Source organism: Streptomyces sp. H27-C3, from assembly GCF_030063415.1.
Classification (GTDB): domain Bacteria; phylum Actinomycetota; class Actinomycetes; order Streptomycetales; family Streptomycetaceae; genus Streptomyces.
Genome location: NZ_JASITA010000052.1, coordinates 16,075 through 36,498 on the forward strand (window position 1 = coordinate 16,075; position 20,424 = coordinate 36,498).

Annotated in this window: 22 protein-coding genes; 8 read left to right on the top strand and 14 right to left on the bottom strand. The window is 69.5% G+C overall.

The annotated features are described in order from the left end of the window. Positions 1-3: 3 nt before the first annotated feature. Positions 4-1,422, bottom strand: a complete 1,419-nt coding sequence (locus QMK30_RS33965) for an APC family permease (RefSeq protein WP_283522194.1) — start codon at positions 1,420-1,422, stop codon at positions 4-6. 173 nt (positions 1,423-1,595) lie between these two features. Here QMK30_RS33965 and QMK30_RS33970 point away from each other — a divergent pair, with 173 nt between their 5' ends. Both QMK30_RS33970 and ppgK read left to right on the top strand, forming a co-directional pair. Beyond that, positions 1,596-2,591 carry a 4-hydroxy-3-methylbut-2-enyl diphosphate reductase gene (locus QMK30_RS33970; protein WP_283522195.1) on the top strand — a complete coding sequence of 332 codons (996 nt, stop codon included), beginning with the start codon at positions 1,596-1,598 and terminating at the stop codon, positions 2,589-2,591. Positions 2,592-2,669: 78 nt separating this feature from the next. Continuing rightward, positions 2,670-3,428, top strand: a complete 759-nt coding sequence (ppgK, locus tag QMK30_RS33975; protein ID WP_283522196.1) for a polyphosphate--glucose phosphotransferase — start codon at positions 2,670-2,672, stop codon at positions 3,426-3,428. 117 nt (positions 3,429-3,545) lie between these two features. Here ppgK and QMK30_RS33980 read toward each other — a convergent pair whose 3' ends face one another. Continuing rightward, the gene (locus QMK30_RS33980; protein WP_283522197.1) at positions 3,546-4,145 is read right to left on the bottom strand and encodes a DUF6542 domain-containing protein; all 600 of its coding nucleotides are present in this window, start codon (positions 4,143-4,145) and stop codon (positions 3,546-3,548) included. 252 nt (positions 4,146-4,397) lie between these two features. Between QMK30_RS33980 and ychF the strand changes: the two genes are divergently transcribed. Beyond that, positions 4,398-5,486, top strand: coding sequence for a redox-regulated ATPase YchF (gene ychF, locus QMK30_RS33985; RefSeq protein WP_283522198.1), 1,089 nt, complete (start codon positions 4,398-4,400; stop codon positions 5,484-5,486). Between the two features lie 153 nt (positions 5,487-5,639). Here ychF and QMK30_RS33990 read toward each other — a convergent pair whose 3' ends face one another. From QMK30_RS33990 to QMK30_RS34000, 3 genes are all read right to left on the bottom strand, one after another. Continuing rightward, on the bottom strand, positions 5,640-6,785 hold the full coding sequence (locus tag QMK30_RS33990; RefSeq protein WP_283522199.1) for a hypothetical protein: 1,146 nt from the start codon (positions 6,783-6,785) through the stop codon (positions 5,640-5,642). A gap of 104 nt (positions 6,786-6,889) precedes the next feature. Then, entirely contained in the window at positions 6,890-7,153 is a 264-nt protein-coding gene (locus tag QMK30_RS33995; protein ID WP_283522200.1) for a type II toxin-antitoxin system RelE family toxin, read from the bottom strand. Next, positions 7,146-7,415, bottom strand: coding sequence for a type II toxin-antitoxin system Phd/YefM family antitoxin (locus tag QMK30_RS34000; protein WP_189273658.1), 270 nt, complete (start codon positions 7,413-7,415; stop codon positions 7,146-7,148). The genes QMK30_RS33995 and QMK30_RS34000 overlap by 8 nt, the downstream gene beginning before the upstream one ends. A 378-nt stretch (positions 7,416-7,793) precedes the next feature. On the opposite strand from QMK30_RS34000, the gene QMK30_RS34005 reads away from it, so the two are divergent. Both QMK30_RS34005 and QMK30_RS34010 read left to right on the top strand, forming a co-directional pair. Then, positions 7,794-8,075, top strand: coding sequence for a type II toxin-antitoxin system Phd/YefM family antitoxin (locus tag QMK30_RS34005; protein WP_283522201.1), 282 nt, complete (start codon positions 7,794-7,796; stop codon positions 8,073-8,075). Beyond that, complete coding sequence (locus tag QMK30_RS34010; protein WP_283522202.1) at positions 8,072-8,326, top strand: Txe/YoeB family addiction module toxin; 255 nt, start codon at positions 8,072-8,074, stop codon at positions 8,324-8,326. Before QMK30_RS34005 ends, QMK30_RS34010 begins: the two co-directional genes overlap by 4 nt. Positions 8,327-8,654: 328 nt before the next feature. On the opposite strand, the gene QMK30_RS34015 is transcribed toward QMK30_RS34010, so the two are convergent. Next, complete coding sequence (locus QMK30_RS34015; RefSeq protein ID WP_283522203.1) at positions 8,655-9,464, bottom strand: polysaccharide deacetylase family protein; 810 nt, start codon at positions 9,462-9,464, stop codon at positions 8,655-8,657. Positions 9,465-9,547: 83 nt separating this feature from the next. On the opposite strand from QMK30_RS34015, the gene QMK30_RS34020 reads away from it, so the two are divergent. After that, a complete protein-coding gene (locus QMK30_RS34020) occupies positions 9,548-10,300 on the top strand; it encodes a polysaccharide deacetylase family protein (RefSeq protein ID WP_283522204.1) in 753 nt (250 codons plus the stop codon). Between the two features lie 472 nt (positions 10,301-10,772). On the opposite strand, the gene QMK30_RS34025 is transcribed toward QMK30_RS34020, so the two are convergent. From QMK30_RS34025 to QMK30_RS34055, 7 genes are all read right to left on the bottom strand, one after another. Next, on the bottom strand, positions 10,773-11,816 hold the full coding sequence (locus QMK30_RS34025) for an ABC transporter permease (RefSeq protein ID WP_283522205.1): 1,044 nt from the start codon (positions 11,814-11,816) through the stop codon (positions 10,773-10,775). Continuing rightward, complete coding sequence (locus QMK30_RS34030) at positions 11,813-13,378, bottom strand: sugar ABC transporter ATP-binding protein (RefSeq protein WP_283522206.1); 1,566 nt, start codon at positions 13,376-13,378, stop codon at positions 11,813-11,815. The genes QMK30_RS34025 and QMK30_RS34030 overlap by 4 nt, the downstream gene beginning before the upstream one ends. Beyond that, positions 13,378-14,355 (bottom strand): sugar ABC transporter substrate-binding protein, encoded by a 978-nt coding sequence (locus QMK30_RS34035; RefSeq protein WP_283522207.1) that lies wholly within the window; start codon positions 14,353-14,355, stop codon positions 13,378-13,380. The genes QMK30_RS34030 and QMK30_RS34035 overlap by 1 nt, the downstream gene beginning before the upstream one ends. Before the next feature lie 133 nt (positions 14,356-14,488). Continuing rightward, positions 14,489-14,878: a D-ribose pyranase gene (rbsD, locus tag QMK30_RS34040; protein ID WP_283522208.1), complete on the bottom strand. Its 390-nt coding sequence runs from the start codon at positions 14,876-14,878 to the stop codon at positions 14,489-14,491. After that, on the bottom strand, positions 14,871-15,869 hold the full coding sequence (locus QMK30_RS34045; RefSeq protein ID WP_283522209.1) for a ribokinase: 999 nt from the start codon (positions 15,867-15,869) through the stop codon (positions 14,871-14,873). The genes rbsD and QMK30_RS34045 overlap by 8 nt, the downstream gene beginning before the upstream one ends. Then, positions 15,866-16,975, bottom strand: coding sequence for a LacI family DNA-binding transcriptional regulator (locus tag QMK30_RS34050; protein WP_283522210.1), 1,110 nt, complete (start codon positions 16,973-16,975; stop codon positions 15,866-15,868). The genes QMK30_RS34045 and QMK30_RS34050 overlap by 4 nt, the downstream gene beginning before the upstream one ends. Before the next feature lie 171 nt (positions 16,976-17,146). Beyond that, on the bottom strand, positions 17,147-18,307 hold the full coding sequence (locus QMK30_RS34055; RefSeq protein ID WP_283522211.1) for a nucleoside hydrolase: 1,161 nt from the start codon (positions 18,305-18,307) through the stop codon (positions 17,147-17,149). 362 nt (positions 18,308-18,669) lie between these two features. Between QMK30_RS34055 and QMK30_RS34060 the strand changes: the two genes are divergently transcribed. Further along, positions 18,670-18,876 (top strand): hypothetical protein, encoded by a 207-nt coding sequence (locus QMK30_RS34060; RefSeq protein ID WP_283522219.1) that lies wholly within the window; start codon positions 18,670-18,672, stop codon positions 18,874-18,876. Positions 18,877-18,954: 78 nt separating this feature from the next. On the opposite strand, the gene QMK30_RS34065 is transcribed toward QMK30_RS34060, so the two are convergent. After that, positions 18,955-19,428 (bottom strand): ATP-binding protein, encoded by a 474-nt coding sequence (locus tag QMK30_RS34065; RefSeq protein WP_283522212.1) that lies wholly within the window; start codon positions 19,426-19,428, stop codon positions 18,955-18,957. Between the two features lie 622 nt (positions 19,429-20,050). On the opposite strand from QMK30_RS34065, the gene QMK30_RS34070 reads away from it, so the two are divergent. Continuing rightward, the gene (locus tag QMK30_RS34070) at positions 20,051-20,383 is read left to right on the top strand and encodes a MerR family transcriptional regulator (protein WP_283522213.1); all 333 of its coding nucleotides are present in this window, start codon (positions 20,051-20,053) and stop codon (positions 20,381-20,383) included. Positions 20,384-20,424 lie beyond the last annotated feature (41 nt).

Below are 20,424 nucleotides of genomic sequence, written 5' to 3' on the forward strand. Positions count from 1 at the left end.
AGGCTAGCTGCCGGTACTGACACCGAGGCCTTCGCTGCGCCCGTCCTTGCCGCCGTCTCCGCGACCGGCCCGGCGACCGCGCTGGACGGCGAGCACCACAAGCCCCGCCAGCAGCCATGCCGCGCCGACCAGTTGCGCCGTACGCGACGCCTCCACGATCACCGCGATCGCCACCACCGCGCCCAGCACCGGCAGTAGCACATGCCGCCACCACACCGGCGGCCCGTCCAGCTTGCGCACCGCGAACCAGCTCACCACCGACGCGTGCAGCAGTACGAACGCCGTCAGCGCCCCGATGTCGACCACCGACACCAGGTGGTCCATGCCGTCGTCGCGCCGGGCAGCCCACACCGCGGCGACCAGCGTCACCACGGCCGCGAGCAGCAGCGCGAGGCGCGGTACGCGCGACTTCGCGTCGATCTTCGCCAGCATGCTCGGCAGCCGCCGCTCCCGCGCCATCGCGAACAGCAGCCGCCCGGCCGCCGCCTGTCCGGCCAGCGCCGCGAAGGCCGCACCGATCGCCTTGCTGACCGCCACCAGGTCGTGCAGCCAGCTCCCGGCCGCCGAGTCCACCGTGTCGTAGAACGCCGTGCCCTGGAGCCCGGGATCGGCGGCCAGCTCGGCCGCCGTCATCGGCGCCAGGAGCGAGGCCAGATACGTCTGCGCCACGAACAGCACACCCGCGAGCACCAAACAGAACAGCACCGCCCGCGCCACCCGCTCCGAGCCGCCCGTCACTTCCTCCGCGAACGACGCGATCGCGTCGAAGCCGAGGTACGAAAGCACCGCCACCGACACCGCCCCGAGGACCGCCGCCATCGAGAAGGACCCCATCGAGCCGTCGCCGGTCAGCGGCGAGAGCCAGCCGCGCCGCGCGCCGTCCTGAACGAGCACCACGACCGCGGCGACCACAAAGATCACCAGCACGACGATCTCCAGCGCCAGCACCGCGAAGCCGACCCGGGCCGCGGCCCGTACACCCCACATGTTCAGCGCGGTCGTCACCAGGACCGCGATCGCCGTCCACACCCACTGCGAAACGGACGGCACGAGCGCGTGCATCGCGATTCCGGAGAAGAGATACGCGACGGCGGGGATCAGCAGATAGTCGAGCATCGCCATCCAGCCCGCGATGAAACCGGGCCCCTCTCCGAGAGCTTTCCGGGCGTACGCGAAGACCGAACCCGCCTGGGGGACCACCCGGACCATCTGCGCGTAACTGAACGCGGTGAAAGCCATCGCGACCGTGGCGACCAGATAGACCAGGGCCACCGCACCGTGCGACTTCGCGTCGAGGGTCCCGAATACTCCGACGGGGGCCATCGGAGCGATGAAGAGCAGCCCGTAGACGACGAGATCACGAAAGCCCAGACTGCGTCGCAGTCCCGTCGTCCCCGCCGCCTCACCTTGGGATGTGGACATCGAGCCTCCGTACATAGGGACGTGCATGGGGACGTGCATGGGAGACGTGCATAGGGACGTGCATAGGGACGTGTATGGGGACGTGCATGGGACGTGCATGGGGCCGGACCGTGGAGCCGGCTCACCATCTTGAGCACAGAGGCGATCTTTGGCTTGGCAGGCACGGCCTTACGATGGGAAACATGACTGCTACTGCCGCCCGAGCCCGTCGTGTCCTGCTCGCCGCTCCCCGTGGCTATTGCGCGGGCGTGGACCGCGCCGTGATCGCCGTGGAGAAAGCTCTGGAGCAGTACGGAGCCCCGATTTATGTGCGTCACGAGATCGTTCACAACAAGTACGTCGTGCAGACCCTGGAGCGGAAGGGCGCGATCTTCGTCGAGCGGACGGACGAGGTCCCCGAGGGATCGATCGTGATGTTCTCCGCGCACGGCGTCGCGCCGACCGTCCACGCGGAGGCCGCCGAGCGCAAGCTCGCGACCATCGACGCGACCTGCCCGCTGGTCACCAAGGTCCACAAGGAAGCCGTCCGCTTCGCCCAGGAGGACTACGACATCCTCCTCATCGGCCACGAGGGCCACGAGGAAGTCATCGGCACCTCGGGTGAGGCCCCGGACCACATCACGCTGGTCGACGGCCCCGACGACGTCGCCAACATCACCGTCCGCGACGAGTCGAAGGTTGTCTGGCTCTCCCAGACCACGCTCTCCGTGGACGAGACGATGGAGACGGTCGACGCGATCAAGAGTAAGTTCCCGAACCTGCTCTCACCGCCGAGCGACGACATCTGCTACGCCACCCAGAACCGCCAGATCGCGGTGAAGAAGCTGAGCGAGGACGCCGAGTTGGTCATCGTCGTCGGCTCCAAGAACTCATCGAACTCCATCCGCATGGTCGAGGTCGCCCTCGATGCGGGCGCCGCCGCCGCGCACCTGGTCGACTTCGCCGACGAGATCGACGAGGCCTGGCTGGAGGGTGTCACCACGGTCGGCCTCACCTCCGGCGCCTCGGTGCCCGACGTACTGGTCGACGGTGTGCTGGAGTGGCTGGCCGAGCGCGGCTACGGCGACGTGGAGACGGTCAAGACCGCCGACGAGTCGATCACCTTCTCGCTCCCCAAGGAGCTCCGCCGCGACCTGCGCGCGGAGGCGGCGGGCCTTTCGGAGAAGTAGTCGTTGGTGACCGCGGACTCCACCGGGATGTGGCTGTCCGTCGCGTCACTGTCGGCGCCACACCGTAACGTTGGCTTCATGAACGTCTTCGGTGTGGACATCGGCGGTTCGGGCATCAAGGGTGCTCCCGTGGACCTGGAGCGGGGCGACCTGGCCGAACCGCGGCACAAAGTGCTGACCCCGCACCCGGCCACGCCCGACGGCGTGGCGGACTGCGTGAGAGAGGTCGTCGATCACTTCGCCTGGTCGGGCCCCGTCGGCGTCACCTTCCCCGGCGTGGTCACCGACGGCGTCACCCGGACCGCGGCCAACGTCGACAAGGGCTGGGTGGACCTGGACGCGGGCGCGCTCCTCGGTGAGCGCATCGGCTTGCCCGTCACAGTCCTCAACGACGCGGACGCCGCCGGGGTCGCGGAGATGACCTTCGGCGCGGGCAAGGACCGCAAGGGCACGGTCTTCCTGCTCACGTTCGGCACCGGCATCGGCAGCGCGCTCTTCCGCGACGGCGTCCTGGTGCCCAACACGGAGCTGGGACATCTGGAGCTGCACGGGCACGACGCGGAGAAGCACGCGTCGACGAAGGCCAAGGAGGACGAGGACCTGAGCTGGCAGCACTGGGCGCACCGGGTGCAAAAGTACCTGGCGCACGTCGAGATGCTGTTCTCGCCGGAGCTGTTCATCATCGGCGGCGGAGTCAGCCGCAAGGCCGACCGGTTCGTCCCGCTGATCGAGGACATCCGCGCCGAGATCGTCCCCGCGCAGCTGCAGAACAACGCGGGGATCGTGGGCGCGGCGATGGCGGCGCCGAAGACGGGGACGCCGGGCTGGAGCCGGTAGTCCTGCCCAGAGCCGGTAGTCCTGCATGGAGTTGGGATTCCGGCCTTGAGCCGGGCGCTCCGGCTTGGAGCGGGTTCTCCGGCCTGGAGTCGGGATTCCAGGAACGGGCACTCAGCCCTACAGGGCGTCCTGCTTGCCGGGTCGGCGGCCACGGGTGGCGCCCGCCGCCAGTGCCTGTCGGCGCCGCCCCATCAGCCGCACTTTGCGTACGGTTGCGATGAGCCCGGCGACGAGGGTGCCGCCGTACAGCCAGCCCGCGTGCACGGCGAGCGCGGTGACGACGGCCATGATGCGGCTGCCGAGCCCGCTCGCGCCGCCCGCGATCGGCACCATCCCGACGGCGAAGGCGATCGGCACCACGATCGGCGCGCTCACCAGGTCGGCGGGCCGCACCCACAGCGCGGTCAGGGCGCTGACCGGCAGGAACAGCAGCCCGTACACGAGCGGCGAGCCGTCGAGCAGCAGCCAGTCCAGGCCGCCGAGCACCAGCATCGTCGTCGCGGCGAACAGCCCGCTGCCGAGCCCGGTCAGTCGCGGATTCGGCAGCCGCCGCAGCGCGAGGACCACGGGCGGGACGGCCCGGCCCGGCCGGGATGCCGCCCGGTAGACACGTGCGGAACCGGAGGCGGCCGAGGCCTCGGCGGGACCGACCGACGGGAGCAGGGGCGTCTGCGGCCGCTGCTGGTGACGAGGGGTACGTGTCCTGGGTTGCTCCACGTGGACAACGTAGGTCGCAAGGCGGCAGGAATCAGGCGCAGGACACGCCCTTTGGGTGACCTTGGCTCTGAGTTCGACGCCGGGCCGCGTGCCCGGCCGGCCTCATCGGGGCTCCCGGCGCGGGCCCGTCGGGCCCGCCCGTAAACTGGGGGATCGGTCCGCCCGGGTCCGCACGGACCCGGCGGCGGACCGGCACCGCACAAGCCGCACCCCACTCCTCGCTCCTCATCCTCACTTCAGGAAGTCGCCAACGTGTCGCTCACGATCGGAATCGTCGGTCTGCCGAATGTCGGCAAGTCGACCCTGTTCAACGCCCTGACCAAGAACGACGTGCTGGCGGCCAACTACCCGTTCGCCACGATCGAGCCGAACGTCGGCGTCGTCGGTGTCCCCGACCCGCGGCTGGCCGTGCTCGCGAAGATCTTCGGCTCGCAGAAGATCCTCCCGGCGACCGTCGACTTCGTCGACATCGCGGGCATCGTGCGCGGCGCGTCGGAGGGTGAGGGCCTGGGCAACAAGTTCCTGGCGACCATCCGTGAGTCCGACGCGATCTGCCAGGTCATTCGTGCCTTCAAGGACGAGAACGTCGTACACGTCGACGGCAAGGTCTCGCCCAAGGACGACATCGAGACGATCAACACCGAGCTGATCCTCGCCGACCTCCAGTCCGTCGAGAAGGCTGTCCCGCGCCTGACGAAGGAGTCGCGCCTCCAGAAGGAGAAGATCGCGGTCCTCGCCGCGGTCGACGAGGCGCAGAAGATCCTGGAGACGGGCACCACGCTCTTCGCGGCGGGCATCACGGCCGACACGGAGAAGGGCCGCCTCCTCCACGAGCTGCACCTGCTCACGACGAAGCCGTTCCTCTACGCGTTCAACGTCGACGAGGACGAGCTGGTCGACGAGGACTTCAAGAACGAGCAGCGCGCGCTCGTCGCCCCGGCCGAGGCGATCTTCCTCAACGCGAAGATCGAGTCCGAGCTCATCGAGCTCGACGACGAGGAGGCCCTCGAACTCCTTCAGTCGATGGGGCAGGAAGAGCCCGGCCTGGCCACCCTCGGCCGCGTCGGCTTCGACATCCTGGGCCTCCAGACCTACCTGACGGCAGGCCCCAAGGAGACCCGCGCCTGGACCATCAAGAAGGGTGCCACGGCCCCCGAGGCGGCCGGTGTGATCCACACCGACTTCCAGAAGGGCTTCATCAAGGCCGAGGTCATCTCCTTCGCCGACCTGGTCGAGACCGGCTCGGTCGCCGAGGCCCGCGCGAAGGGCAAGGCCCGCATGGAGGGCAAGGAGTACGTCATGCAGGACGGCGACGTGGTGGAGTTCCGCTTCAACGTGTGAGCGTTTATTCACTCCAAGTTTGAATCTCCGTCAAGTTCGCAGGCGGCAAGGGGTCGACTTCTTCGGGAGTCGGCTCCTTGCCGGTTCCCGTGCTGGATGAGCGCCGGATTTCCTGACGTGCCGTCACCTGGGCGTTGAAAACGTCGCAGGACTCTAGTCGACCATCGGTTCGAGCATCGGCTGGAAGGAGGAGTCCTCCTCGTCGGGGGTATGCGGGAGGAAGCCGTCGGGGCGGTGCGGGCGGCGGTGGCGAGGAGGCGGCGCAGAACCTCCTGTTCGTTGGCTGGGGGGGGCGAGGAGGCGATCGCGCACCGCGGGGTGGTCCGGGTTGACGTCGAGGTAGTCGGCGCTGAGGGCCGGGGGGCGGAAGCCGGTCAGGGCGTCGTGCCAGTACGGGAGGACGATAGTGAGGGTCATGGCCTCGGCGAGCAGGGAGGCCCGGCCCTCGGAGTCGGCGTAGAGGACGGGACGAGGTCCGCCGGGGACGACCGGGCCGCAGAGGTAGTGGGTGCCGCCCGCGTTGCAGCCGGCGACGGGCTCCACCCGGAGGCCGTTGGGCAGGGCGATCGGTTCGATCGGGTCGGTGCGGGCGAGGTCGAACTCTCCGTCGCAGGCCAGGTAGGAAGCGGCCTCGGGATGCGCGGCGATCCTGCGGAGCAGTGCGTCGTCCGAGAGGGCTGCGGGGTTGAGGGCTGCGGTGATCGCAGGGGTGAGGGGATGTCCGGCGAGGACGTGGCGGACGGCGTCGAGGGGGACGGGGCGCTCGTAGTAGTCCTCGAAGTGGGCCTGGACGGTTTCGGGGGAGCGGTCGGCGAGGAGGCGGAAGAGGAAGCCGGAGCCGTCCGGGTCCTCGCTGCCGGGCGGGAAGGCGATGGCCGAGCCGGTGCGCCAGGCCGTGTCGCCGGTCTCCCGCCACAGGCAGGCGGTGACGCGAGGGGCGTCGATGTCCTCGTCGTGGAAGGCGGGTTCGTCCAGGAGCGGGCTCAGCGCGGCGGGCACTTCGTCGACGACGCCGGGCCATACCTGCTCGTCGTCCGTGCCGTACGGGCTCATCTCCGACTCGTGGCCGAAGCCGCGTATGAGCATGCCGGCCGGGGTGAAGAGAACGGAGAAGTCGTCCCCCGAGCCGTTGTCCATCAAGGCTGCCTCCTCACCGGGGCCCCAGGCGGTGTCGAAGCCGTAGCAGCAGAACTGCGGATCGCCGCCGATCGCGGCATCCAGAACGGCCAACGCGCGCAGGTGGGAGCGGAGCTCAGCGGGGTCGGGGAGGTGGGCGACGCTCTTGTGCACAGTGCTCATGGCGTCACGGAAGCAGCCACCACTGACAACCTGGCACGGTCGACCCGGCCAGTGGCGCGCCACCTCCAGCGCATTCCGACCGGCCGGGTGTTCCCGGTGCGGGATCAGGTGTCGTAGACCGTTGAGCGGTGCCCGACATGCACGACCCACACCACCAGCTCTCCGTTGTCGATGGTGTAGATGACGCGGCAGTCACCCACGCGTAGGCGCCGGCGGTCGGGCTGAGAGACGAGTGCGGTGGTGTTGAAGCCGAGTGGGTCGTTTTCCAGCTCGGTCAGCTTTGCCAGAATACGGAGTGCCACATCGCGGGGAATCTTTCGCAGCTCCGCTTGGGCCTCAGGTTGAAAGGCGGTGCGGTACTCACTCACTGCGCGCCAGGGTCTCCCTCATGATGTCCTCAAGGGGAATGCCGACCGCGGGGTTCGCCATTCTCTCGTCGATGATCTGATTGATCTCGCGCTCTTCCCATTCCTGGTACTTCCGCAGGGTCTCGATGGACACCACTGCGGCGACTTCCTTGCCTCGACGCGTGATCACCGTGGGCACGTCGTCGCGATCAGCACGCTCCACGACCTCGGCCAGGTGTGCGCGCACGTCGCGGATGGACTCTATGGGCAGTGGGTGCGTCATGCTCTCAAGTGTACCAAGTGTCTCATGTGTACACAATGCGACGAGGGGTTTTGCTGTCGCGGTCGGTGATGGGTGTGCTGGATGGACTCCGGCTGTGCTGGATCAGTGCTGGATGCGGCCGCACGGAAACCCGTTTTCGCAGGTCGGAGCGGTGCCCTGAATGTGCCGCTTCGACGTGCGAGCGGATGGAACAACACCACGTTGGCAGCCTGGCACATGCGCAGCTCAGAGGGGTCGGCTCTTCCGGGAGCCGGCCCCTTGCTGTTTCCCGTGCTGGGATGGTGCTGATTTTCCGAGAGGTCGTCACCTATTTGGTACCGCTCGAGCCCACTGTGAGTGGTGCGTTATTCGGTACCGCTTGATGTGGGGGGTCAGCCCATGTCCATAATTGCGAGCGAAGCCCGCAAGGCTCTCTTTCCGCTGATCAAGAAGGTCAACGACGATCACGAGACCATCGAGATTGTCTCCAAGCACGGCAATGCCGTGCTCGTCTCGGCCGAGAACTACGCGGCGCTGCGCGAGGGCTCGTACCTGCTGCGCTCGCCTGCGAACGCACGACGACTCCTCAAGGCGTACGAGAACGCCCTGGGCGACATCAACGTGTCGGAGCGCGAGCTGATCGATCCGGATGCTGTGGATCCTGCTGCGGGTGCCGTGTGAGGCTTGTCTTCGAGGATCAGGGCTCGGAGGACTACACGTCCTGGCTCAAGAACGACCGCAAGACGCTCGTGCGGATCAACAAGCTCATCGAGGACGTCAAGCGTGACCCCGTCACGGGGATCGGCAAGCCCGAGCCGCTGAAGTACCACTTGCCCGGGGCGTGGTCGAGGCGGATCGACGACGAGCACCGCCCTGTCTATCTGGTCACGGACAAGGAGGTCGTCATCCTCGCAGCCCGCTGTCATTACTGACCGCCGGGCTGTCCGTGTTGGGGTGCTGCTCTCGTGCCGGAATGATGCTGGGGAGCGATCGAAGCGGAAGTTCGGAAGCGGCTGCTCACCAGCTGGTCTCGGCCGCAAAGTACTTCGCGGCCCTCCGCGGGATCTCCCGCTCGAGCTCGAGTTCCTTCACCCGTGCCCGCAGCTGCCGCTTCTCCTTCTCCATCACGCCGGCCTCGCCGACGCCGGGCCGGGCAGCCTGTTCTGGAGCGGGAGCTGAGGTGCCCCCTCAACACCCGATGCCCACGCGTCGCCGGCCGTCATCGCGGCCCTGCGCCAGGACGGGTGCACCTTCACCGACCTACGGCCGCTGCTCACCGGGGGGAGTGGTCAGGGCCTCCGGGGAGATGGGACCGTCCAGCAGGGTCCGCAGGTCTGTGATCCGGTAACCCCGTGACCGGATCGCGTCGATGATCTGAGGCAGGGCCTGGGCGTCGAGTACCGGGCCCTGCCCGTCGAGCGAACCGATATGCATCTGGATGATCTCGCCCGGGGTGAGTGCGTCGAGGGCCTTCTTGACGGCCTTCTGCACGGTCATCCCGGCCGCGGTGCCCTTGTAGCCGGTGGTGTCGGTGGTCCACTCGATGTCGGCGTACCCCAGGGCGTTGACCTCGGCGATCTGCCGCGCGGTGGTGGCGCCGTACGGGAAGCGGAAGAAAGGCAGCGGCGCGGACCCGCCGGCCTGCCGGATGGCCCGGTCGGCCAGGGTGACCTCCTCGGCCCGTTCCTCTCGGGTGAGTTCGCCGAACGGCGCGTGCGTGTGGGAGTGGTTGCCGATCCCGTGCCCGGCCGCCGCGATCGTGCGGACCGCTTCCGGGTGGCGTTCGGCGAAGTGACCGGTCAGGAAGAAGGTGGCCGGGGCCTTCTGCTCCCGCAGCACCTTCAGGACGGTGGCGAGGCCCTCTACGTCCCAGGCGGCGTTGAAGGTCAGCGCCACGACCTTCGCCTGCCCCGGCAGCGCGCGGATCGCGGACCCGTACAGCTTCTCCACCGGAGCCGGAGCGGCTGTGGCAGCGTGCGCGGGTCGCGGGTCCCCGGTCGCGGGTGCGGCGGCCGCGGTGAGCAGAGCGGCCCCGGTGGCCAGGGCGGACAGCAGCGTGGCGACGCGCACGGAAGGGATCATGGCCCGAGAACCTAGCCCGGTCCCGGCGTGCCGAGCCCGGTGACGCGCGGAGGGAAGCGGATGCTGCCGGGATGAACTCCGACAGCAGCGCCCTGCCCCGGCTCCTGCCCCGCCGACGGCTCCTGCTGCTGGCGGCTGCCACGGGAGCGGCGACACTGCTCACCGGGCCCTCGGCTGCTGCCGCGCCGGGACGGGAACCGGTGCCGGTGGAGGAGCGGCTTGTCAACGCCCCGCCGAGGACGATTGCCCTGACCTTCGACGACGGTCCCAGCCCGCTCTACACCCCCCAGCTCCTGGCCGTCCTCGCCCGCCACGGCATCACCGCGACCTTCTTCGTCCTCGGGGCCAATGCCGCCCGCTACCCCGGCGTCATACGGCTGATCGCCGCGCACGGGCACGTGGTGGGCAACCACACCTGGGACCACCCCCGCCTGGATCGGCTGCCCGGCTCGCAGGTCCGTGAGCAGATCCTCCGTACGCAGGAAGTCGTCACCCGTACGACGGGCCGGCCGCCCACCCTGTTCCGCGCGCCCGGCGGCCACTTCGCCCCCGCCGCCTTGGCCGTCTGCGCCGAACGGGGGCTGCGGGCGGTCGGCTGGTCCGTGGACACCGTGGACTGGACCAACCCGGGCGCAGGCCGGATCGCCGCCACGGTCCTGGAGCAGGCCGCCACCGGAGCGATCGTCCTCCAGCACGACGGCTTCCTCAGCTACGGGCCGGTCCCGGCACACCAGGGTCGGGCCGATCGGACCCAGACGGTCCAGGCCGCCGACCGCTTCCTGCCGCAGCTCCTCGCCGCCGGCTACCGCTTCGCCACGCCCTGAGGGCTGCCGCTCCCCGGGCCGCGGACGGCCGCCGTCTACGGTGCGGGATGCGTAGGGTGATGCGGTGGCCGGCGGCCGGCCTGAGTGTGGCGCTGCCGTCGGGCGCGGCGGGTCCGAGCGCAGCTGCCCGCCCGGAACCGGACTGCGCATGCCCGCGCTGTGTTGCGCCGGCCTTCGATGACGGGCCGTCGGCGGCGACGGCCGCGCTGCTGCACGATCTCAAGGCGGCCCCGTCGCCCGTTGCTCGGCCGAGGCGCGCCAGGTTTCTTGTACTGATCACGCGTCACCAGGACCAGGCGCGCAGCCCGCTCCTTGAGCTCCCTCGGATATTGCTTCGCCGTAACGGACTCGATCCTTCCGAAACGTCGAGCCTCCATCACACCCGGAACGGTTCAACCGGTCGCGTCAGGACCGGGCCGCGGATCCGCTCTGCGAACCCGCGGCCGCAATCGTGTGGCTGCGGACGCCCTGCTCAGCCGGCCACTGCCTTCTGCGGCATCCGGGCCGCCAGCTTGCCGCGGTAGTGGTCGATGACGACCGCGATCATGATGACCGCGCCGGTGATCATCTGCCGCTGGAAGTCGGAAACTCCGAGCAGCAGAAGCCCGTTGGTGAGGACGCCGAGCAGACAGGCGCCGAGCAGGGTGCCGATCATCGAGCCCTTCCCGCCGGAGAGCGAGGCGCCGCCGATGACCACGGCCGCGATGGCGGACAGCTCATAGCCGCTGCCGAGGATCGGGCTGGCGATGTTCAGGCGGGCCATGTAGGTGACGGCGGCGATGCCGACCGCGAACCCGGCGATCACGAACACCGCGACCTTGACGATGCCCGTACGGTGCCCGGAGAGCCGTACCGCCTCCTCGTTGGAACCGATCGCGAAGACGAGTCGGCCGAAGACCGTACGGGTGAGCACCAAGTGGCCCACGACCACCATGATCAGGGCGATCCAGAAGAGCGAGGGGATGCCCAGGAGGGTGGAGGTGCCGAAGCGGCTGAAGCCGGGCGGGAAGTCGTACAGCGTCTGGGCGTTGGTGTATTCCAGGGCCGCGCCGCGCGCCACGTTCAGCATGCCGAGGGTGATGATGAAGGACGGCACCCGCCACTTCTCCGACACGAAGCCGTTGACGAAGCCGCAGGCCATACCGACCAGAGTGGCGACGACGACCGCGACCAGCACCGCGACGGGGGTGGAGAGATTGGTGGTGGTGAGGATCTCGCCGGAGACGACCGCCGAGAGCGCCATCACCGAGCCGACGGAGAGGTCGATGCCGCCGACCAGAATGACGAAGGTCATGCCCACCGCGAGCATCGTGTTGAGGGTGATCTCGGTCGCGATGTTGGTGAGGTTGTCGGAGGTCGCGAACTTGGGCGCGGCCAGCGTGAAGATCAGCACGAGGGCCAGCAGCGCGATGCCGATGCCCGCCTCGCCCATCACCTGCCGGGTGAGCGAGCGTGCGGTGCGGCGTGGTGCGGAGATTTCGGCGGCGGGACTCTTGGCCGCAATGGGCGTGGTCATGAGGTGGTCTCACCGTTCTTCGTGACGGGTGCGTCGGTGACGTACCCCGAGTAGGCCAGGGCGAGGATCCGCGAGCTGTCGAAGCCGTCCCGGGCCACTTCTCCGGCTATCCGGCCGCGCGAGAAGACCAGGATCCGGTCGCAGATGCCCATGAGCTCGGGCAGGTCGGAGGAGACGACGAGGAGTGCCTTGCCGTCGCCGGCGAGGTCGGTCAGCTGCTGGTGGATCTCGTAGCGGGCGCCGACATCGATGCCCCGGGTGGGTTCGTCGACGACCAGAACGTCGGTCCCCGCGAGCAGCCAGCGACCGAGCACGACCTTCTGCTGGTTTCCGCCGGAGAGGGTACGGACCGCCGTACGGATACCGGGAGTTCGTACTCCGAGGCCCTTCACCGCCTCGTGGGCGTGCCGGTCCTCCTCGGCGCGCCTGAGCAGTCCGCCGCGCGAGATCTTGCGAGTGGCGGCGAGGGTGATGTTCGCGGCCACGGGCATGTCGAGGACGAGCCCCTGCCCCTTGCGGTCCTCGGTGAGCAGGCTGATGCCGTGGCGCACCGCGTCCCTGGGGGTGCGGATACGGACCGGCTTCCCCTTGACGTACACCTGCCCGCCGTCGTGGTGGTCCGCGCCGAACAGCGCGCGGACGGTCTCGGTGCGACCGGAGCCGACCAGTCCCGCGACGCCGACGACCTCACCCCCGTGCAGCGTGAAGGAGACCGGGCTGCCCCCACGCGGGTGGAGCTGCCGCGCGCGGATGAGTTCGGGTCCGATGGGCCGCTCGACGTGCGGCGGGTACTCCTGGGAGAGGTCCCGGCCGACCATCAGGCGGATCACCTCGGCGGTGTCGGTGTCGGCGAGGTCCTTGGTGACGACATGGCCGCCGTTGCGGAAGACGGTCATGCGGTCGCCGATCTCGAACACCTCCGCCAGGTGGTGCGAGATGTAGAGAATGGCGGTACCGCGCGCGGTGAGCCGGCGCATCACCTCGAAGAGCCGCTCGGTCTCCCGGGCGGTGAGGGTCGCGGTCGGCTCGTCCATCACCAGGACCCGGCAGTCCTGCCACAGCGTCCTGGCGATCTCCAGGAGTTGCATCTGGGCGATTCCGAGCCCCTCGACCTTGGTGCCGGGGTGGACCTCAAGGCCGACCTCGGCGAGCAGTTCGGCCGCTCGCCGGTTGAGGGTGCGGCGGTCGACCAGGCCGAAGCGGCGCGGGAGGTGCTGGAAGAAGAGGTTCTCGGCGACGGTCAGATTGGGCAGCAGGTTGAGTTCCTGGTGGACGACCTGGACACCGGCGCGCATCGCGGCGGAAGCGTCTCTGGGTGCGTACACCTGGCCTCCGAGCGTCATCTCCCCCGCGTCGGGCGGCTGGATGCCGGCCAGGATGCGTACGAGCGTGGACTTGCCGGCGCCGTTCTCGCCGAGCAGTGCGTGCACTTCGCCCGGGCGCAGCTGGAGCTGTACGTCGTCCAGTGCCTTGACGCCGGGGAAGGCCTTGCTGATCCCGGCGGCCTTCAGGACATACTCGTCCGCTGCGGGGCGCGTGGTGTTCAGGTCATCCATCGTCATCAGCCCGCGTCTGCCGCGGTGACGACCTTGACGTCGGTCTTCACCCAGGTCTCGGACTTCTCCCCCTTGACCGCCTTCAGCGCCACGTCGATGCCGTCGGCGGCCTGCTTGGCGGCGAACTGGTCGACAGTCGCGACGACACTGCCGTCCTTCAGGTACGGCTTGACGGCCTCGATGTTGTCGAAGGACGCGATCGACACCTTGCCCTTCTTGCCGGCGGCGCTGATGGCCTTGACGGCGCCCAGGGTCATCGAGTCGTTGGAGGACATGACGCCCTGGATGTCGGGGTGCGCGGTGAGCATGTTGGACAGAACGGTGTATGCCTCGTCGGTCTCCCAGTGCGCGGTCCTGGACTCCAGCACCTTGAGCCCGCCGTCGGCAGCGGCCTTCTGGAAGCCCTCCTTGCGCTGGGTGGCGTTGGCCGCGCCCGGGTTGCCCTCCAGGATGACGACCTTGCCGCCCTTGCCGAGCTTCTTGGCGAGGACTTCGCCGGAGAGCCGGGAGCCCTGGGCGTTGTCGGGGCCCACGAAGGGCACTTCCAGGCCGGCCGACTTCAGCGCGCCGTCGTCCAGCTTGACGTCGATGTTGACGAGCTTTATGCCCGCCTTGGCGGCCCGGCCGAGCGGGGCGACCAGCGCCCGGGAGTCGGCGGGAGCCAGGACGATGGCGTCGGCCTGCTCGGTGATGCAGCGGTTGATGGCGGCGACCTGGCCGTCGATGTCGGTCTCGTTCTGGATGCCGCTGGACTTCAGCTCCAGGGTGCCGAGCTTCTTGGCGTGCTCCTCGGCGCCCTTCTGCATGGTCTGGAAGAACTCGTTGCCGAGCGACTTCATCACCAGGCAGACGGTGGGCTTGCCGCCCTCGGACTTGGCCGTGCTGCCGCCGTCGGAGCCGCCCTCCTGGCCGCAGCCGGTGAGGGCGGTGGCGAGGAGGAGGGAGGCGGTGGTCGCGGTGGCGAGGGAAAGCTTGCGGTTCATCGTTGAACTGCCTTCCATGAGTGTGGGTTGGGAACGTGCGCGAGGGGCGGGCCGGGGGCCCGGCGTTCGGCGGGCGCGGCTCTCGGGTGTGCGAGGGCCGCGGGACTGCGGCGCGGGTGTGCGGGACCGCGGGTCAGAAGGGGACGCCGGCGCGCAGTACGACGTTGGCGTACGGGGTGATCTCACCGGTCCGCACGATTGCCCGGGCCCGCCGGGTCAGCTTCTTGAGCCGTGTGTGCGGGACCCGCTCCAGGGTGGTGTCCGCGAACTGGTGGTCGAAGACTGCGAGCAGGCCGGGGTCCGCGGCCTCGTGGGCCACGGTGGCCTGTTCCACCACGAGTTCGTCGAGGACGGCTTCCAGTACGAGCGGGAACGCCGGTTCACCGCGCCGCCAGACCAGGTCGACTACCTCCACGCCGGGCGGCACCGGCAGCCCGGGGTCCGCGACGACGAGCAGGTCGCCGTGGCCGAGGGAGGTGATGATCTCCAGCAGCCGGGGGTGCCAGAGGCCGTCGTTACGCATGGTGCACCTCGTTCGTCTCGGACGCTTGCGGGGGTACGCCGGCCGCGCGGGGCCCCTCGCTCCCGTCGCCCAGCAGTGCGTCCACCTCCGCCGTGGTCGGCAGGGAGCTCTGCGCGCCGGGTCGGGTGGTGGCCAGCGCCCCGGCCGCGCAGGCCCGGCGCACCGCCTCCGGCAGCGGCGTACCGGAGCCGAGGGAGAGGGCGAGTTGGGCGCAGAAGGCGTCGCCCGCGCCGACCGCGTCAACGGCTCGCACGCTGAACCCGCTCTCCGCGCAAGCTCCTGGAGGACCGGCGGCGACCGCGCCCTCCGCCCCGAGCGTGATGACGACGGTGTCCGGCCCCAGCGCGCGCAGCGCCTCGGCGTGCTCCGCCCAGTCGGCGCGCGCGTGCGGGAGCAGTCCCGCCGCCTCGGTCTCGTTGACCACCAGCACGTCGACCGCGCCAAGGAGTTCGCCCAGCGCCTCGTGCGGGGAGACGGGCAGCGGCGCCGCGTTCAGGACGGTGAGCGCACCGGCCGCGCGCGCCGCACGGGCGGCGGCGAGCACGGTGGGCAATGGCACTTCGAGCTGGAGGAGGAGGGTGTCCCCGTGGTGGGCGACGGTGCCGCCGGTGAGGGTGTCGAGGGCAGGCACGTCCAGGTGCCGGTTGGCCCCCGGGGAGAGGGTGATGGTGTTCTCGCCGCCCTGCTGGACGACGATGAGCGCCAGTCCGCTCGCCACACCGGGCAGCTGGGCCACTCCCCCGTCGTCGACGCCTTCCACCGCGAGCCGTTCGCGCAGTTCGCTGCCGAGGGTGTCGTCGCCGAGCAGGCCGACCATCCGCACCTCGGCGCCGAGCCGGGCGGCGGCGACGGCCTGGTTGGCGCCCTTGCCGCCCGCGCCGCGCACGACGTCGGACCCGGAGACGGTCTCGCCGGGCTGCGGCAGTCTGGGCACGGTGACCGACAGGTCCATGTTGAGGCTGCCGACCACGACCAGCCGCTCACTGCTCACTGGGTATCACCGTTCTCTCCACGAGGTGCTGCACGAGGGTCTGTGTGTTCGCCGCCCGCCGGGTCGGGGCAGCCGCAGGAACCCCGGGCCAGCAGGGTCACCGGCAGGATGTCCCGGGTCGGGGGCAGGTCGGGCTCGGTCATCCGGTCGAGCAGCCGCCTTACCGCCGTGCGTCCGAGGTCGTCGTAGGGCTGGCGCATGGTGGACAGCGCCGGACACGTGTAAGCACCGGCCGCGATGCCGTCGAAGGACACCAGCGCGAGGTCGTCCGGCACCCGGATGCCGAGCTCGGTGGCCGCCCGCAGGACTCCGGCCGCCTGCTCGTCGGAGGTGACGAACAGGGCGTCGACCGAGCGGTCCCGGGAGAGCAGCGCGAGCCCGGACCGGTAGCCGTCGAGCCGTCCGAAGGAGCCGTGCAGCAGGGGTGCGGCGTCGGGGCATGCCTCCCAGCCGGTGCGTCCGCCCGACCCGCTGCCGGCCCGCAGCCCCGCCTGCTCCAGCGCGGTGCGCCAGCCGACGACGCGGTCGACGGTGGGGTGGATGCCGAGCGGGCCCGCGATGCAGCCGACCCGGCGGCGGCCGTGCGCGAGGAGGTGTTCGGTGGCGGTGCGGGCACCGCGCGCGTTGTCGACCAGAACGTAGCTGGTGGCCACCCCGTCGAGTTCGCGGTCGAAGACCAGGCTGGGGACGCCCGAGCGGGCGAGTTCGGCCCGCCAGGGCAGGTCGCTCCGGGAGGGGATCAGGACCAGACCGTCGACCTGGCGGTCCACGAAGGTGCGGATGTAGCCGGCCTCGCGGTCCGGGTCGTCGACGCTGTTGCCGACGAGCAGGGTGTAGCCGGCGGCCCAGGCGTGGTCCTCCAGCGACCGGGCCAGTTCGGCGAAGAAGGGGTTCGCCGCGTCCGGCACCACGAGTCCCAGCGTCATCGTCTGACTCATCCGCAGTGAGCGGGCGACAGCGTTGGGCCGGTAGCCGAGCTGCTGCACCGCGGCCAGGACGCGCTCGCGGGTGGCCGGGGCGACGGAGCGCGGGCCGTTGTTGAGCACGTAGCTGACGACCGAGGGTGAGGTACCCGCGAGCTGCGCCACGTCCTGCCGTGTAGCCATGCCGACCCCCGGAGCTTCCGTATGCACACGCTTTCCGCAGTACGGAATCCCCGCCTGCCGCAACACGAGTTGGCAACTCGTGTTGCGGCAGGATTATGAGAAGCAACCCGCGCAACCGCAAGAGGTGCGCGCCTGGTGATGTTCGCTCGTTCGCCCAGGGGCTCGCGGCGGTTACTCGCTGCGCAGGAGCCCGGTGTAGAGGTTCCAGAACCGCTTGGCGTCCACGTCGAGGACGATCCCGGCCTTGCGGGTGCCCTTCGGGTTGTTCGGCGCGTCGAACTCGTCGAGGTTGTAGCCGAGGGAACGCCCGTAGTTGTCACCGAAGGTGGCGTCCACGTCGACGTAGCGCACGTCGGTCCGCCTGGCGACAGTCGGGTCGAGGAAGACCGCAGCGGTGATCGCGTCCCAGAGGAAGTGGGTGGCCTTGGGGTTCTTCGCGAACTCGGGGCCCTGCAGATCCTTGAAGATCTTCTTGATCGGGGTCTGCTTCCCGGCGACGATCCGGTCGTACTCCTTCTTGCCGTAGACCACGTGCTGGGCGGCGTCGTCCGGCACGATCGTCTGCTTTCGGAAGGGGGTTCGCACCGCGATGCGCGCCGACTCCGGGTCGAACCACCAGTTGAACTCGGCGGCCGGGGTGATGTTCCCCGGTTTGTCGAAGGCGCCGCCCATGTAGATCACTTCCTTGATCAGCGGCACGATCTCGGGGTGGGTACGCACGGCGAGTGCGAGGTTGGTGGCCGGGCCGTCGGCGAAGACGGTCACCTGGTTCGGGTAGCGCTTGACCTGCTCGACGATGAAGTCGGCCGCGGTGGTGTCCTTCTTGGGCCTGGTCCTCGAGTAGCCGCCGTACGGGGGCTTGGCGAGCTTGTCGTACGACGGCGGGCGCGGCGAGTCGAAGGCTCCGGCCCACGGCGCCTTGCCGTACAGCGCACCCTCGGCGGCGAGCCGCTCCTGCCGGCCGGGCATCAGTGGCTCGCCCGCGCCCACGACGACGGGGATGTCGGTGTGGCCGATCAGCTCCAACTGGCGCAGGGCGTACGCGGTGCCCTCCTCGACCCAGGTGTTGCCGCTGACGACCGTGACGCCGAGGAAGTCCACGTTCTTGGCCTTGGCCAGCATGAACATGGTGACCGCGTCGTCGTTCAGCTCACCCATGTCGGCGTCCAGGATGACCTTGCGGCCGTCCTTGCCATGCGGGGCCCCGGGCGCCTGGACCGGGGCCTGGGCAGCGGCCCTCGCGAGGGCGGGCTCGGCGGCGGGGGCGGAGGCCGCGACCGAGAGGACAAGCAGGGCGGCGGCGAGCAGCGGGCCGTATGTTCTCTTGCGCACGGAGTCCTCCGATGGGGACGGAACGGGCGGAAAGCGGATCGCGCGATTATGGGAAGCAATTCGGTCAACGGCAAGACACGCACAGATCGCCGGCCGGCAGGTGCTCACCTCGGGGTGGGGACGAACCCGAGCCCGCACGGGCCGAACTCAGCGCTCAATGACAGCGCCGGACCGCGCGGCCGCGTAGAGATCAAGGCGTACGCCTTGGCTTCAAGGAGTCGTGGCAACACCGCTTCTCCGTAACGGAGAAGATGACCGTTCAGGGCTTCGGCGGGTGTGCGTCAGGCGAGTGTCTTGCGGGGGCGTCCATTGAGGGTGGCGGCCACGGCGTTCACCTTGGGGCTGGCGTGGCAGTTCGCACGGTGAGCCAGTACATCCAGCAGCTCTGTGCCCTGGAAGATCCGCAGGCAACCACCCCGGTGCCGTGGAGCAACGGTCCAACGGAAGGCACCGTGGACCGCGTCAAGATGCTGAAACGCCAGATGTACGGCCGCGCGAAGCTGGACATCCTCCGCCGCCGAGTCCTGTACGCCACGTGCCCCCACCGTCAGTCACCGGTTCACGCTTGACGTGCCAGAGCCGGGCCGGTCACCGTCACCGTCCTGGTGGGGGCCGCCGAGCCAGGTGTCGGGCGCAGAGAGTAGATGTCAGTGGCTGCGCACAGTTGCTGTCAGCGATGCGGTGGCGGTGCTCTCCATTTCGGCGGGGCACCGCGTGAGGCGGGCGTGGACGGTTTTCCCCTGCCCGGGGCCCGGGACGGTGGTCACGTCGCTGGTGAGGTGGCGGATCATGTGCCAGCCGAAGCCCCCGGCGCCGCCGTTCAGGTCCGGGGTCCGTTCACGCGGGGCTGAGGAGCTGGGGTCGCTGACAGCCACGTGCACCGCTTCAGTGGTGGCGCCGAGCTGGAGGGTGTAACGGCCGCCACCGTGGCGCAGTGCGTTGGTGGCGAGTTCGGACACCACCAGGGCGAGAGTCTCCGCCGTTTCGGCTTCCAGGGCCGGGTCAAGACTGCGCGCGAAGGCGCGGGCGACATCGCGGGCGCGAGGCACGCCGGCCGGGCTGTCGTCCTCGATGACGAGCGCCGCGGGCGCTGCCGTGCTGGTCGTCGTCGTGCTGTTCATGCGCGATCACCCCACCTGTGTCGGTTGTACCGCTGAGGGGTGCTTGTGCCCGGCCCATCGGTCCTCACACTCGCGGTGGAGCAGTTTCCCTCACATGGGTACGGCAGGAAGCCCTGCCTTCCACCTCGAAGAAAACCTGTCCTGGTCAGAGTAGACATCTGGCTAGCGGTGTGAGTAGTGTTTCCCTCGTAGCCAGGACAGCAAAGAGGGCACGGCAGACATGAACTGCCGTGCGTGCAGGAGTCAGAGCAGGATGCGGAACGGCGGTGGAGTGGCGGAGCCGGAAACGGTGGGTTCCCTCACTGGCTGCCGGGCCGAGCGGCCCCAGGGGCCGCAAGTATTGCCGCAGGATTCGCAGTAACGACCGATATGCCGAACGAGGTAAGGAGCAGACGCCATCAGGATTGCCCGGGCGAGAAGAAGCGCCGCTCGGGTACCGCAGGCCCCAGAACGGAAGGTGGTCCCCGGTCACGCATACGCGATCCCCGCACCTCCGCCCTCCCAGGCGGATACGCGGAACAAGAAGGCCGGCGCAGTCAGCCGGTAGATGGTGTTGAAAGCTCGGGGCCCGGGTGCCGTACGGCACCCGGGCCCCTCGACGCGTCCCGAAAGAAGAGGTGCTATGCCCCCTCGAAGTACCCGCCCCGCCGACACTCTTGACGATGACGACTACCCCGCCTACACCATGGGCCGGGCCGCCGAAATGCTCGGAACCACCCCCGCCTTCCTCCGCACCCTCGGCGAGATGCGCCTGATCACCCCACTGCGCTCCGAAGGCGGCCACCGCCGGTACTCCCGCTACCAGCCACGCATCGCGGGCCGCGCCCGCGAACTCGTCGACCAGGGCACCAAGATCGAAAACGCTTGCCGCATCGTCATCCTTGAAGACCAGCTCGAAGAAGCCCAGCGCGTCAACGCCGAGTACCGCCGTGCGGCCGAATCGGCGAATTCATAGGCCGCGGGCGACCTCCGCGTCGACCGGCACCGCCCCGCGGC